This window comes from Brevibacillus sp. JNUCC-41, from assembly GCF_014844095.1.
In the GTDB taxonomy this organism is placed as follows: Bacteria; Bacillota; Bacilli; order Bacillales; family DSM-1321; genus Peribacillus; species Peribacillus aracenensis.
Window position 1 is genome coordinate 4,927,143 of the sequence record NZ_CP062163.1, and the last position, 12,971, is coordinate 4,940,113.

Sequence of the window (12,971 nt, forward strand, 5' to 3'; positions counted from 1 at the left end):
AAACCCAAATGGCAATACATATGACAAAAAATCAGAATATGTTCATCCGTCTTGTGCATACAGTTTAAATAATGGATGTCCCATACCTTCTAGAATGGAGTGATGTTTTTTTGCTGAACGAATTTCAAGCCTTCATCCTTGGGATCATTCAAGGCTTGACTGAGTTTTTACCTATTTCAAGCACTGGGCATTTATATTTAGGACGGCATATCTTCCATCTTGACGACGCCGGCATTTTTCTGGATACCATGCTCCATATCGGTACCTTGCTAGCGTTATTGGTCGTCTATAAGAATGACATTATTGCCATTTTGAAAAAACCTTTCTCTAAAATGACCCTACTTCTCATTGCCGGGACAATCCCTGCAGTGATTGCCGGCATTTTACTCGGGGATTGGTTCGATGGCCTTTCAAAAACAGGCGTGACCATAGGCTGGGAATTTTTAGCGACCGGACTGATTTTATGGGTAGCGGACGGAGTAAGAAAAGGCGGTAAATCCCTTAATGAAATTTCGATTAAAGATGCCTTGATCATCGGTACCTTTCAAGCTGCTGCCATCATGCCTGCCCTTTCGCGTTCCGGCCTGACGATAGCCGCTGGCCTATTCTGCCGGCTGGATAGGGCCACTGCAGCCTATTTTTCCTTTTTGCTATCAATTCCTGCCATTACCGGGGGCATTGTATTTCAGATGAAACCGATTTTTACAGGAGAAGTTGAACGGCTGCCACTCACTGCACTTTTCGTCGGAACCCTTGCAGCAGCAATCTTTGGTTATATAGCCGTAGTATGGATGATCGATTTCTTAAAAAAGCGATCACTGAAAATATTCTCCATTTATGTATGGGCCCTAGGCGCGATCATTTTATTCATGCAATTCACAGGTGAATTTTAACGAAAAAAGCAGGCGAAAAACCAGTTTTTCATGGAAAAATGCATACGTTTGCCTTTCAAATTCACCCTTGTTGAAAAAGTTGAAATTTGACGAAAAAAAAAGGCAAAAAACCTATTCCCAAACTGTTTTTTTTTTAGTATTATACCTTCGTAAGGTTCTTTTGATTTGCATATTTTCTGACAATAAAAATAGGGAAGGCAAATGGTGCGCCACCGGTTTCCGGTTCTAGTGGGTTCGATTCCCACCCCGAAATTTTTTGATGAACGACTTAAAAAATTTCGAGGGTGGGCAGCGACTACGCATAAGAACTGCCCTCAAACGGAGGGACGGAAATGTTAAAAAAGAGAGATTTCACAGATTGTTTTTCTCTTTATGAACAAATGACGCATCCAGATGTCTTCCCTTTCGTGCGCCAAAAGGTAGATTCATATGAAGAATATGTTTTCATTACTAAGCAAACGATCGAAGCCGAAGATGCTGGGCAACTCATATCACGAACAATCTTGGATGAATGGGAAAATCCCATCGGTTGTATTTCTTTATACGATATTGAAAATGGTGCAGGTTTCTTAGGCACATGGCTTGGCAAGCCTTATCATGGAAAAGGGTATAATGCCATCGCAAAAGACGCTTTCTTTAAAGAGCTTTTTTTCGAGCTCGGTTTGGAAACGGTATTCATGCGTATCCGCAAAAAAAATATCCGCTCTATAAAAGCCGCAGAAAAGCTTCCCTATGCCGTCAATGCCAACGAAACAAGAAAATCCCTTTATGATCAAATCAATCATGAAGGAGATATCTACGATTTGTATGAAATCCCTAAAGATTTATACACGTTTCATATCCTTAGACAGCATGATGATGACGAACAACAGTTACTTGAAGCATAGAGCGAAGAACATTTCAGCATGGCTTTGTTTTTCTTTTCATATAATGGCCGGAGCTTCCAAACCTGGAAAGCTCTTTTTTCCATTTTCACAGGATGTTTAAGATCGATTGCTGCAAATCCCTATTCTTTTTAGGGATATTTTTTTATAATGAATACAATTGACCAATTCAACAATATATTCAAAGCGTCATTGAAAGGACTTAATCATGAAAAAAACATTTGCTTTTATCGTGCAGCTCATCTTCCTGCTCATCATTTGCAAGCTCGGCTATTATTTAGCCAATTTACTACATTTACCGATACCAGGCAACGTCATCGGCATGATTCTATTATTCGGTTTATTACAGACGAAGGTAATAAAAGTAGAATGGATTGAACTTACTTCAGGATTTTTGGTAAAGCACTTAGCCTTTTTCTTCATTCCCATTTCAATCAGTTTAATGACCATGGGATGGCTTTTCATTGAATTCGGTTTACCATTGGCACTGACATTGGGAGTCAGCCTGGTTTTTGGATTTATCGTTTCGGCTTGGACCGTCCAGAAGCTATCCCATAGAGAAGAGGTTAAGCAGCATGACAGAGCTCATCACAACTTATAGCATCTTGATAACCATCCTTGCCTATTTCATTGGAAGGAAAATATATGCTAAACATCCATCGCCTTTTACGACACCCGTATTTTTCAGTACGATTACAATTATTCTCGTACTGCTGATCAGCGGTTTGGACTTCGAAGATTATTCACCAGGAAAGGACATCATCACCTACTTCCTGGGACCGGCTACCGTTGCTTTGGCCGTACCTCTTTATAAAAATAGAAAAATAATCGTTAAATATGCAATGCCGGCAATTAGCGGCATGGTTTTTGGTCTTCTGGTCACATTGTTCATTGCCTTTGCCATCGCTAAAGCATTTTCACTTCCGCAAATCATACTCCAAGGATTGGCGGTTAAATCCATTACAGTGCCCATCGCTGTTGAAATCACCGAACTTTATGGCGGAAATTCCAATATATCAGCAGCCTTCGTCATTTTGACTGGGGTACTGGGTACGATGATCGCTCCAAAAATGATGGATAAACTAAACATTACGATGCCCTTCGCACGCGGTATCGCTTATGGTACGATCGCCCATGGTCTCGGAACGGCTCAAGCTGCCCAGGAAAGTGAGTTTACCGGGGCTGTCGCAGGTGCGGCAATGGCTATCGCAGGTATCCTTATTTCCTGTTTCTTTCCTTTTATAAGTAATTTCCTATAAAAAGAACCGCAGCGTCAACGACGTTGCGGTTCTTCTTTATGATTTATTTTTTTTGCAGATCGTCGTATAGACGCCTTAAAATATAGGTTTTATACAGTTCCAGCTTTTTTTTCTCAATTGGATGATAGCTAATCCCTGCTGCTTTCAGCTGCTGAATGAACCACCCTTTGGAATATTCATAAGCCATTCTACCCCCTCCTCTGTTCGAAAAAGATATGCTTCATAGAGGGGAATGATACTTATTTTTTTGCACCCATTACTTTAAGTAGTAATTCATACATTTCAGCTGCCGTTTTGAATGGGCGCTTTTGACGCATTTTCTCCTGATATTCATCTGATTGTTTCACTAAATCCGCTAATGTAGCATTAAAAATCCGGTCATTTAGCTCTTCTTCTTCGATGACTTTACAAAAACCCTGTTTTTCAAAGCTTGACGCATTCAGGATTTGATCTCCACGGGATGCATTGGCACTTAGAGGGATAAGCAACATCGGCTTTTGCAAAGCAAGGAATTCAAAAATTGAATTTGAACCTGCCCTTGACACAACGACGTCAGCAGCCGCCAAAAGATCGAACAATTCTTCATGTACGAACTCAAAAGGAGCATATCCCCTTTGTTTCAATTCCGTTTTCACATTTCCCTTCCCGCAAATGTGAATAATCTGATAATCCTTTAATAAGGCATCAAGGTTATCTGTAATCAGATTATTGATTTTAACGGCCCCAAGGCTTCCTCCCATAACGAGCAATACCGGTTTGTTATTCGTGAATCCACAAAATGTCTTTCCAGCAGAAGCGTTTCCAGTAAAAATCCCATCGCGCAATACAGCGCCAAGATACATGGCCTTCTCTTTAGGAAGATCCTTTTCCGTTTCCTGGAAAGTAGTGAAGATTTTAGATGCAAGCGGCATGGCAATCTTATTAGCCAGACCAGGCGTATAATCCGATTCATGTATCGCGATCGGTATTCTTAGCATCCTGCCTGCCAAAACGACTGGAACCGAAACGAATCCACCTTTAGAAAAAATGAAATCCGGCTTGGTCTTTTTTAATATTTTTCGTGCATCAAAAATCCCTTTTATGACCCGGAAAGGATCTTTCATATTTTCAACAGATAGATAACGCCGGAATTTTCCAACGGAAATCGTTTCATAACGGACCTCGGGAAATTCCGTTTCGATGATATTTTTTTCAATGCCTTTTTTTGATCCAATATAAGTAACATCCCAATCATGCTTTAAAAATTCCGGGATGATTGCTGCATTAACAGATACATGACCGGCAGAACCGCCTCCGGTAAATACTATTTTCTTAGTCAATATTTCCACCTTCCAAACTTAAAAAATCACTTTGCATCCATATTACCATATATCCTTGCCATTAATAACTTGAAAAAGTATTCAGTGAATCGCTAAATCCCAATGATGAATGTAATCATCGATTATTTTTCCTTTTTCAGCATGAATATATTATAATCTTAGTATTCTACAATACTACAAGATACATTGGAGGAGTAATACATTGCAAGAAGTTTCTGAATCACTCGATCAATTTGATGGAATCGAAGCCTGGACCGAATTAGGAATTTCCATTGGCATTTTTCTAATTTTCCTTTTGCTTCGAAAAGTATTTACTACATATATATTCAAGTTCTTTCTACGAATTGCAGAAAAACGCAAAGTAGAATTTGCCGCCAACTTAATGCTCGCTATTGAACAACCGGTAAGATTGCTTATCGTTTTGATTGGTGTCATTATATCCATGCACTATTTTCCGATCGACTCACCTTCGATTGAATTCAGATCGAAAATATATAGATCGTTTTTTGTTTTCTTATTCTTTTGGACGATTTTTAATATCAGTTCGAGCTTTACTATATTATTTCCGAAATTGGTAAGTAAATTCGGACTTGAAGTCGATCAAATCGTCATGCCGTTCTTTACGAAAATCATAAAATTAATCATCATTGCTTTTGGTGCCTCCATCATTGCGGAAGAATGGGGATTTAATGTCGATGGATTTGTTGCGGGGCTTGGTTTGGGTGGTTTGGCTTTCGCTCTTGCCGCTAAAGATACCGTCAGCAATTTCTTTGGGGGTATCGTCATCGTTACCGAAAAACCTTTTACCATAGGAGATTGGGTCAAAACTCCAAGTGTGGAGGGAACTATCGAAGACATCACATTCCGAAGCACCAAAGTCCGGACTTTTGCCCAAGCTTTAGTTACAGTCCCAAATGCGACCCTTTCGAATGAACCGATCATCAACTGGTCCAAGATGGGCAAAAGACAGATTGCCTTTCATTTGGGCGTGAATGTCACGACACCGAAAGAAAAATTGGAAAATGTCATTAGGAAAATTGAAAAAATGCTCATTGATCATCCTGAAGTGCATCCTGAAACGATTTTGGTTAAATTTGATGAGTTCAGTCATTCCGGTTTCAACCTTTACCTTTATTTCTTCACGAAAGCGACGGACTTTGGGGGATATTTATCAATAAAAGAAGATGTGAACTTTAAAATAATGGAGATATTGGACCAGGAAGATGTACAAATTGCCATTCCTTCACAGGCATTCATTCTTCAAAAAGACTCAAATTTTGAAGCCATGAATGATTTTGAATCCATGCGCGACTGACAAAAGGACTTGCCCATACGGCAAGTCTCAGACTGTAGACAAACTCGATGAAAATCGAGTTTGTCTATTTTTATGGCTTGTACAATTTGGACCTTGATTTCCACTCCAGGCACTCGCTTTCCGCGGGCGGTCGGGGAGCCTCCTCGGCTTTCGCCTGCGGGGTCTCTCCTAGACGCGCATTTCCCGCAGGAGTCTCGTACCTTCCGTTCCAATCAACTTTGTCTTACCTTTTAGATAGAACCTTTTGCCTGGAGTCATTTTTGTTTTAAAATAGAAGTATTAAAACTTGAGGTGATGAGGATGCTTTCTAAACATGATTCTATTCAGCGAGATCAACTTGAAATGATTACTTTAGATCAACTGGTGCCACCGAACCATTTGGTTCGTAAAATAGAGGCTGCCATTGACTTCACTTTCATTTATGACTTGGTGAATGATATGTATTCAGAGATAGGACGCCCAAGTATTGATCCCGTTATTTTAGTTAAACTGACTTTCATTCAATATACCTTCGGTATTCGTTCCATGCGTAAAACGATTGAAGAAGTTGAAACCAATATGGCTTACCGTTGGTTCTTAGGCTATGGTTTCCATGAAAAAGTACCTCATTTCTCTACATTTGGGAAAAATTATGAACGACGCTTTAAAGATACAGACCTGTTTGAACAGATTTTCTATCGCATTTTAATGACAGCTGCTAATAAAAAGTTAATAAGTGCTGAACACGTTTTCGTGGATTCCACACATGTGAAGGCCAGTGCGAATAAACGGAATTTTGAAAAGAAAATCGTTCGTAAAGAAACACGAGCGTATCAAGGACGTCTTCAAGAAGAAATCAATCAAGATCGTGAAAACCATGGAAAAAAGCCTTTTCCACCAGATAAATTTGATAAAGAAGAGACCAAAGAGATTAAAGAAAGTACAACGGATTCTGAGAGTGGCTACTATGTGAAAGATGAACGAACAAAACAGTTTGCCTATTCATTCCACGCGGCCGCAGACCGCAACGGTTTTGTATTGGGAACGATTGTAACACCTGGAAATATACATGACAGCCAGATCTTAGAGCCACTAGTTGAACAAGTGATTGAGAAAGTTGGAAAACCGGAAGCCGTTGCCGCAGATGCAGCTTATAAAACACCAGCGGTTACAAGCTACCTATTTAACAAAGAAATCATACCGGCTTTACCTTATACACGTCCTCGCACTAAAGAAGGATTTTTCCGCAAACAGGACTATGTATACGATGAACATTTTGATTGTTACCTTTGCCCTTCGGGCGAGCTATTAAAGTACTCAACAACAAATAAAGAGGGCTATCGCGAGTATAAATCCCCCAAACACATCTGTGCAACGTGCTCATTTTTATCTCGGTGTACAGAAAGCAAAGACTGTCAAAAAGTGGTGACACGGCATATCTGGCAAACACATGTGGAAGAAGCAGATCATCTGCGTCATCATCAAGATGTAAAACCTATATATGCGAAGCGTAAAGAAACGATTGAGCGTGTATTCGCAGATGCAAAAGAAAAGCATGGTATGCGTTGGACTACTTTAAGGGGACTTAAAAAATTGTCGATGCAGGCGATGCTTACTTTCGCTGCCATTAATTTAAAGAAGATGGCCAATTGGACATGGCGAGGTCCAAAAATGGCATAACATAGTGGGCTCGAAGAGCCCAATCTCTTAACTTTAGGCGAAAATTTAAATGAAATTTCAAAAGGGGTTCAGAATTTTTAAATTCCGAACCCCTTTTGTCTACAAACTGGGACTTGCCCATACGGCAAGTCTTTTTTAGCCTCTAATAAAAACTCTTAAAACATCACATGGTTATGTGATATAATTCTTTCATTGTGTTGAAAATTCCAAATATTGATATTGAGGTACTTTGATGAACCAGACTTATACTAAATCACAAAAGATCCGCTTGTTATTTTATATATTGATACCTATCCTGATCACCCAAATCAGCATGTATGCCATGACTTTTTTTGATGTGATGATGTCGGGACAATACAGCACCCAGGACGTTGCTGGCGTCTCCATCGGCAGTTCGCTATGGACACCAGTGTACACGGGGCTGAGCGGGATATTGATTGCCTTGACGCCAGTGGTTTCACAGCTGGTAGGTTCAAGGAAGTCTAAATCCGTTTCCTATTCCGTGATGCAGGCCATTTATTTAGCAGTAACTTTAGCCTTGATCATTTTAGTCATTGGGGCGTTTTCTTTGAACCCCGTATTGAGTGCCATGGACCTTGAAGATGGTGTTCACATGGTGGCCCATGATTACTTGATCGCCCTTTCACTCGGTATCCTTCCTTTATTCGTTTATAATGCGTTGAGAGCTTTCATCGATGCTCTGGGACAGACTAGGATTTCCATGATTATCACCCTATGTGCACTCCCGGTAAATGTCCTTTTTAATTACCTGTTAATATACGGGAAGTTTGGATTCCCTGAACTTGGCGGGGTGGGTTCCGGTTACGCCACTGCCATTACGTATTGGTTAATTGCCCTTGTGGCCATCATTGTTGTAATAAAAATCAACCCATTTTCGACATATGAGGTTTTCAGTGAATTTTTCCGGGTTTCCTGGAAAGAATGGAAGGCCTTATTATTGATCGGGGTACCCATCGGACTGGCAATCTTTTTTGAAACCAGCATTTTCTCGGCCGTCACCCTTTTAATGAGTAAGTATGATACCGTGACAATTGCATCGCATCAGATTGCCATGAATTTTGCGTCACTGCTTTATATGATCCCGCTAAGTATTTCCATGGCATTGACGATCGTCATTGGATTTGAAATAGGAGCAGCCCGTTATAAAGACGCCAAAGAGTATAGCTGGATTGGCATTTCGATGGCATTGACGATGTCGCTCGTTTTGTCTACCATCCTATTCCTCTTCCGCGAACCTGTGGCCGCTTTATACACCAAAGACCATGAGGTAATGATGCTGACATCACATTTCTTGATATATGCCATCTTCTTTCAGATATCGGATGCCCTGCAGGCACCTATTCAGGGTATTTTGCGTGGATATAAAGATGTAAATGTCACATTTGCGATGTCACTTGTCTCCTACTGGATTCTCGGGCTTCCCATTGGCTATATCTTTGCAAAGTATACGGATATGGGAGCCTTTGGGTACTGGATCGGCTTAATTTCCGGCTTGGCTCTCGGAGCTATAGGCTTGGCGGCTCGCTTACGGTTCATACAGCAAGTAAAATATAAAAAAATGACGTAAAAAAAGGTGGGGCTGGATTATACCGGCCCCACCCTTTTTCATTCTGAATTAAACCCCTAAACCACTAGGCTTTATATATTTTCCCAAGAACATCCTTACCGCCTGTTACCGGTATGATGCTGCCGGTAATGAAATCTGATTTTTCATCACAAAGGAACGTGATGACCCTCGCTATATCTTCCCCTGTTCCCGGTCTGCCGACTGGAACCGTATCATCCTTTTCTTCTCTCGCGACCTTTATTTCCTCCTCTTTCCAGTCACCTACGATATCACCGGGACAAACCATATTCACGGTGATGCCATGTGCAGCTTCTTCGGCAGCTAAAGTTCTTGTCAAGGAGGTCAAGCCGCTCTTGGCAGCAGCAAATACAGAACGATAGATCCAACCTGGTGCAGTTTCACACCGTTCAAATCCCAACGTAATGACTCTACCCCAGTTTCTACTGCGCATTTGTGGAATAAGCTCTTTCGCAAAATAGAAAAAACCATTTAAATTTCCATCCATGATGTATTTCCATTCATCACTGCCATATTCAGTCATGGGCTTACGATCATGCATATATGGCCCTGCATTATGAATGAAAATATCAACATGGCCAAATGACTCCGAAATCTTTTGTAAAATATTCAGGCAATCCTCCTCACTCGACGAGTCACCTTGAATCGCAAGTGCCTTAACATGGTACCTATCCTGTAATTCATCCACTAATGCTAAAGCTGCCTTTTTACTTTTTCGATAAGTAATGATAATGGACATTCCATTATCCGCGAGTGAAAGTGCCATCCTTTTGCCGATTCCCGTTGCTCCACCAGTAATAAAAGCTACTTTGTCATCCACAGGCTTTACCCTCTTTATCTAATGGATTTTACTTAATTATACATAAGTTTATTCCATTTTCGATAATTTAGTAATTATAAAAAAGAACCTATGGGCTTTAACTGCATAAAATATAACAAATAAACCTGTCAGACCAAAAGCAGGAGAGAGGAATCCAATATGTTTCCCTGGAATTCACTTTTTTCTTTTAAGAATAACTCGAACCAGAATGAATTCATGAAAAATATGCAGCAAAGTGATGTACAATCGTTCATCGAAAAAGTATTTTCACAAGTCATCCCTGACAATATGCAAGGTATGATGAACCAAAAAAATGATGGCGGCTCACAAGTAAATGCCAGATCTGAACTTCCTTTACATGCAGAAGTATTTGATACCCACTTATATGTCTTTGTAAGAATTCCCATAGAAGATGAATCTTGGTTAAAAAAAATGAAACTTTACCATACATCTAACCAATCCATCATCGAGGGGATTCCTGAAGAGTCAGATCGGCATGTCATTACACTCCCCGCACTTGTTAAGAAAAAAGGGGCATCGGCCCAATATAAAGAATCAACATTGGAAATACGTCTTCAGAAAAGTTTCAATACCCAGTATTCAGAAATCGATGTATCCGAGATATAAGCTGCTACACACCGGGACCTCGCTGATAATAAAGTGCGGTTCCTGTTATTTTCTTGGGTCCCAACCCTTTTTAGATTTCGATGTATTTTATTTCATGGAATGGAATGATCCATTCCCGCAAAAAAAAGAGCACCCCATATCAATGAACTATGCCCCATTTTTCGGACAGTATAAAAAAGTGCCTATGCGGCTAATAGGTGGTCCCGGTATTGTACCGGGGCCATTTTCTTTAGTCCCCATTGATAACGACACTCATTGTATTCTTCTATAACTCGATCAACTTCTTCCTTCACAGCCGTTAGATTAGTACATGTTTTATATTCTGCTAAATCTTTAAAGTGGCCAAAAAAACTTTCCATCGGCGCATTATCCCAACAGTTTCCCTTACGGGACATGGATTGGGTTAGCCCAAGTTCCTTCACTTTGTTTTGAAATAGAGGATGGGTGTAATGGAATCCTTGGTCAGAATGCAGGATTGCACTCGTATGGAACTCGTGATTCACAGCCTGCCTTAGCTTGTTTAACGTTTCATAAACGATATTCATATCTAATGACGTGGATAAATGATACGTAACTATTTCTTTTGTAGCCGCATCTTTTACGCATGACAAATACGCTTTTTGACCCTTTCCATAATAAAGGTAGGTAATGTCAGTAAGCAGAACTTTTCCTGGCTCCTTCTGTTTGAATTCACGATTAAGAAGATTTGGACAAGTAAGGTGCTCCTGGGTTGCCTTAGCCAACTTTCGATACGGATTGGCCCTTCTGATTTTTGCGAAGAGATTATATTTTGCCATCAACCGTCTGATTTTCTTATGATTCATGACGGCCGAATAATCATTTTCCATAACCATTTTAATTTGGAGAGCGCCTACTTTTTCCTTTTTAGTGAGGAATATATTTTTAATTAAGTCTATGTCCAAAACATCCTGTTCCTCGCGTAACTCACGGCTTGGAGCTGCCTTTAACCAATCGTAGTAACCACTTCGACTTACACCAGCCAATTTGCATAGATAGGAAACAGCCTTCTTTAACTGGTATGTCCTGATCGTTCTTTCAATCAGATAGAACTTCTCAGCTGTAGTTAGAATTATTTCTTTTTCAACGCCCGCCTTTCTAACTCTTCCAGCTTTTTTAGAAAGTCATTTTCTGCTTCAAGGAATTTGATTCTCGCTTCGGCCTTCCTAAGTTGATCCTCTACAGACTGTGGCTTGGAAGAAGGGCGGCCTGTACTTCCTTTTCCACGGCGTTCCGTAAGGAAGCCTTCCTCACCAAACCTTTCAAAGGTATCACGCCAGCGCTGTAGACAACGCTTAGGTTGTTCCTTACCAATTATTTCGAGATTAAATCCCTGTTCTATGAAAATTTGAGAGGGGGATTTCCCCTTTTTATATTCCTTAACAGCTTTTGTTTTAAATTCAGGATTATATGAAATAGAACGCTCTGAAGCACTTATGATATTTGGATTCTTTTCAAGTTCTTTAATCTGAAATTCAGTATATATTTTCTTACTCATAGAAACCCTCCGTCCATACTCATTACACCTATTGAAACATAAAAAACCCCGGATAAGGGACACTTTTTTATGTGTGTCCGTTATCCGGGGTATAGTTCACAATGGGAAGCTCTTTTCTATTAATCTATTATTTTCCGATGAATTGTTGAGTCCAGTAGTTACCAGATTCTACATAACCTACTCCGATATGAGTAAAGCTAGGGTTCATGATGTTTTCACGGTGTCCTTGGCTATTCATCCAAGCCTGTACAACTTCTTCAGGTGTTTGTTGACCTTGTGCGATGTTTTCGCCAGCTGTTGTATAGCTGATTCCGAATTGTTTCATCATATCGAATGGTGAGCCGTAAGTAGGGCTATTGTGATCAAAGTAGTTTTTATCTTTCATGTCTTGAGACTTAATACGTGCAACTTTGCTCAACTCAGTGTCGATTTTAAGAGCTGCCAAACCTTGTTTTTCACGTTCTGCATTAGTTAATTTAACAACTTGTTGTTCAAAAGCACTTAATTCAGAGTTTGTCTCTTGTTTTTCATCAGTTGATTTATTAGGTGTAACTGGTTTTGCTTCAGGTTTTGCTTGGTTCGTTGTTCCAGCTTCTTGCTGAACTGGTTTTTGAACTGGTTTTTGAGCTGGCGTTTGAACTGGCGTTTGTTGTGCCTGCGCTGCAGGTAAAGTCATATTGTATTTAGCTAGGTATTGGTTAAGGGCTTTTTGCATATCCTCTTTATTAGTAGATTTAAAAGTTACTTGTTTCACAGTATCACAGTTGGCTGCTTCAGCTTGGTTAGCTCCTACTCCTGTGAATATAATAGCTGCAGCCGCTGCTGCTGACATAAACATTTTCTTTTTCATTCGTAATTCCTCCTGTGATGTTCGTTTTTTGTTGTGCTTTGCTTCTGGAATCATCATAACATGCGTTTTTTGTAATAATGGCTCCATCAATTTCCATCAAATTCACAGGAAGGGAATGAAAATATATTTATGATTCAAGTTTCAGAGTACTCTTGCAAAAATGCTTTAACTATCTATGTTTCTGCCAGTAGTATAAATACTCATATTTTCCCATTTATTTCTT

The 12,971-nt window shown here is 40.0% G+C and carries 13 protein-coding genes; 8 read left to right on the forward strand and 5 right to left on the reverse strand.

From position 1 onward, the window contains the following. The first annotated feature begins 113 nt into the window (after positions 1 to 113). The 4 genes from JNUCC41_RS23755 (at position 114) to JNUCC41_RS23770 (ending at position 3,036) form a co-directional block, all read left to right on the forward strand. Positions 114 to 893, forward strand: coding sequence for an undecaprenyl-diphosphate phosphatase (locus JNUCC41_RS23755; protein WP_192208313.1), 780 nt, complete (start codon positions 114 to 116; stop codon positions 891 to 893). A gap of 332 nt (positions 894 to 1,225) precedes the next feature. Beyond that, positions 1,226 to 1,780 (forward strand): GNAT family N-acetyltransferase, encoded by a 555-nt coding sequence (locus tag JNUCC41_RS23760; RefSeq protein WP_192205137.1) that lies wholly within the window; start codon positions 1,226 to 1,228, stop codon positions 1,778 to 1,780. Positions 1,781 to 1,985: 205 nt separating this feature from the next. Next, the gene (locus JNUCC41_RS23765) at positions 1,986 to 2,378 is read left to right on the forward strand and encodes a CidA/LrgA family protein (RefSeq protein WP_192205138.1); all 393 of its coding nucleotides are present in this window, start codon (positions 1,986 to 1,988) and stop codon (positions 2,376 to 2,378) included. Beyond that, positions 2,353 to 3,036, forward strand: coding sequence for an LrgB family protein (locus tag JNUCC41_RS23770; RefSeq protein ID WP_192205139.1), 684 nt, complete (start codon positions 2,353 to 2,355; stop codon positions 3,034 to 3,036). Before JNUCC41_RS23765 ends, JNUCC41_RS23770 begins: the two co-directional genes overlap by 26 nt. Before the next feature lie 43 nt (positions 3,037 to 3,079). On the opposite strand, the gene JNUCC41_RS23775 is transcribed toward JNUCC41_RS23770, so the two are convergent. Beyond that, positions 3,080 to 3,223 carry a DUF2639 domain-containing protein gene (locus tag JNUCC41_RS23775; protein WP_192205140.1) on the reverse strand — a complete coding sequence of 48 codons (144 nt, stop codon included), beginning with the start codon at positions 3,221 to 3,223 and terminating at the stop codon, positions 3,080 to 3,082. 52 nt (positions 3,224 to 3,275) lie between these two features. Next, positions 3,276 to 4,364, reverse strand: coding sequence for an undecaprenyldiphospho-muramoylpentapeptide beta-N-acetylglucosaminyltransferase (locus tag JNUCC41_RS23780; protein ID WP_342614020.1), 1,089 nt, complete (start codon positions 4,362 to 4,364; stop codon positions 3,276 to 3,278). Positions 4,365 to 4,557: 193 nt separating this feature from the next. Here JNUCC41_RS23780 and JNUCC41_RS23785 point away from each other — a divergent pair, with 193 nt between their 5' ends. From JNUCC41_RS23785 to JNUCC41_RS23795, 3 genes are all read left to right on the forward strand, one after another. Next, complete coding sequence (locus JNUCC41_RS23785) at positions 4,558 to 5,670, forward strand: mechanosensitive ion channel family protein (RefSeq protein ID WP_228467435.1); 1,113 nt, start codon at positions 4,558 to 4,560, stop codon at positions 5,668 to 5,670. 300 nt (positions 5,671 to 5,970) lie between these two features. Then, entirely contained in the window at positions 5,971 to 7,329 is a 1,359-nt protein-coding gene (locus tag JNUCC41_RS23790) for an IS1182 family transposase (RefSeq protein WP_192205142.1), read from the forward strand. A gap of 232 nt (positions 7,330 to 7,561) precedes the next feature. Then, positions 7,562 to 8,917, forward strand: coding sequence for an MATE family efflux transporter (locus JNUCC41_RS23795; RefSeq protein ID WP_192205143.1), 1,356 nt, complete (start codon positions 7,562 to 7,564; stop codon positions 8,915 to 8,917). A 64-nt stretch (positions 8,918 to 8,981) separates the two neighbouring features. On the opposite strand, the gene JNUCC41_RS23800 is transcribed toward JNUCC41_RS23795, so the two are convergent. After that, positions 8,982 to 9,755: an SDR family oxidoreductase gene (locus JNUCC41_RS23800; protein WP_192205144.1), complete on the reverse strand. Its 774-nt coding sequence runs from the start codon at positions 9,753 to 9,755 to the stop codon at positions 8,982 to 8,984. Between the two features lie 159 nt (positions 9,756 to 9,914). On the opposite strand from JNUCC41_RS23800, the gene JNUCC41_RS23805 reads away from it, so the two are divergent. Then, entirely contained in the window at positions 9,915 to 10,382 is a 468-nt protein-coding gene (locus tag JNUCC41_RS23805) for an Hsp20/alpha crystallin family protein (protein WP_192205145.1), read from the forward strand. A gap of 182 nt (positions 10,383 to 10,564) precedes the next feature. On the opposite strand, the gene JNUCC41_RS23810 is transcribed toward JNUCC41_RS23805, so the two are convergent. Next, positions 10,565 to 11,898 (reverse strand): IS3 family transposase gene (locus JNUCC41_RS23810; protein ID WP_192203596.1). Its coding sequence is split into 2 segments (ribosomal slippage): positions 10,565 to 11,526 and positions 11,526 to 11,898, totalling 1,335 coding nucleotides; the frame shifts between segments, so codons are not numbered across the junction. A gap of 127 nt (positions 11,899 to 12,025) precedes the next feature. Next, a complete protein-coding gene (locus JNUCC41_RS23815) occupies positions 12,026 to 12,748 on the reverse strand; it encodes a CAP domain-containing protein (protein WP_192205146.1) in 723 nt (240 codons plus the stop codon). Positions 12,749 to 12,971: the final 223 nt, after the last annotated feature.

Bases quoted from the DNA above. Each gene is read 5' to 3' on its own strand.
- JNUCC41_RS23775 (WP_192205140.1), bottom strand. From the start codon at position 3,223: ATGGCTTATGAATATTCCAAAGGGTGGTTCATTCAGCAGCTGAAAGCA.
- JNUCC41_RS23815 (WP_192205146.1), bottom strand. From the start codon at position 12,748: ATGAAAAAGAAAATGTTTATGTCAGCAGCAGCGGCTGCAGCTATTATA.
- JNUCC41_RS23770 (WP_192205139.1), top strand. From the start codon at position 2,353: ATGACAGAGCTCATCACAACTTATAGCATCTTGATAACCATCCTTGCC.
- JNUCC41_RS23805 (WP_192205145.1), top strand. From the start codon at position 9,915: ATGTTTCCCTGGAATTCACTTTTTTCTTTTAAGAATAACTCGAACCAG.
- JNUCC41_RS23760 (WP_192205137.1), top strand. From the start codon at position 1,226: ATGTTAAAAAAGAGAGATTTCACAGATTGTTTTTCTCTTTATGAACAA.
- JNUCC41_RS23765 (WP_192205138.1), top strand. From the start codon at position 1,986: ATGAAAAAAACATTTGCTTTTATCGTGCAGCTCATCTTCCTGCTCATC.
- JNUCC41_RS23790 (WP_192205142.1), top strand. From the start codon at position 5,971: ATGCTTTCTAAACATGATTCTATTCAGCGAGATCAACTTGAAATGATT.
- JNUCC41_RS23795 (WP_192205143.1), top strand. From the start codon at position 7,562: ATGAACCAGACTTATACTAAATCACAAAAGATCCGCTTGTTATTTTAT.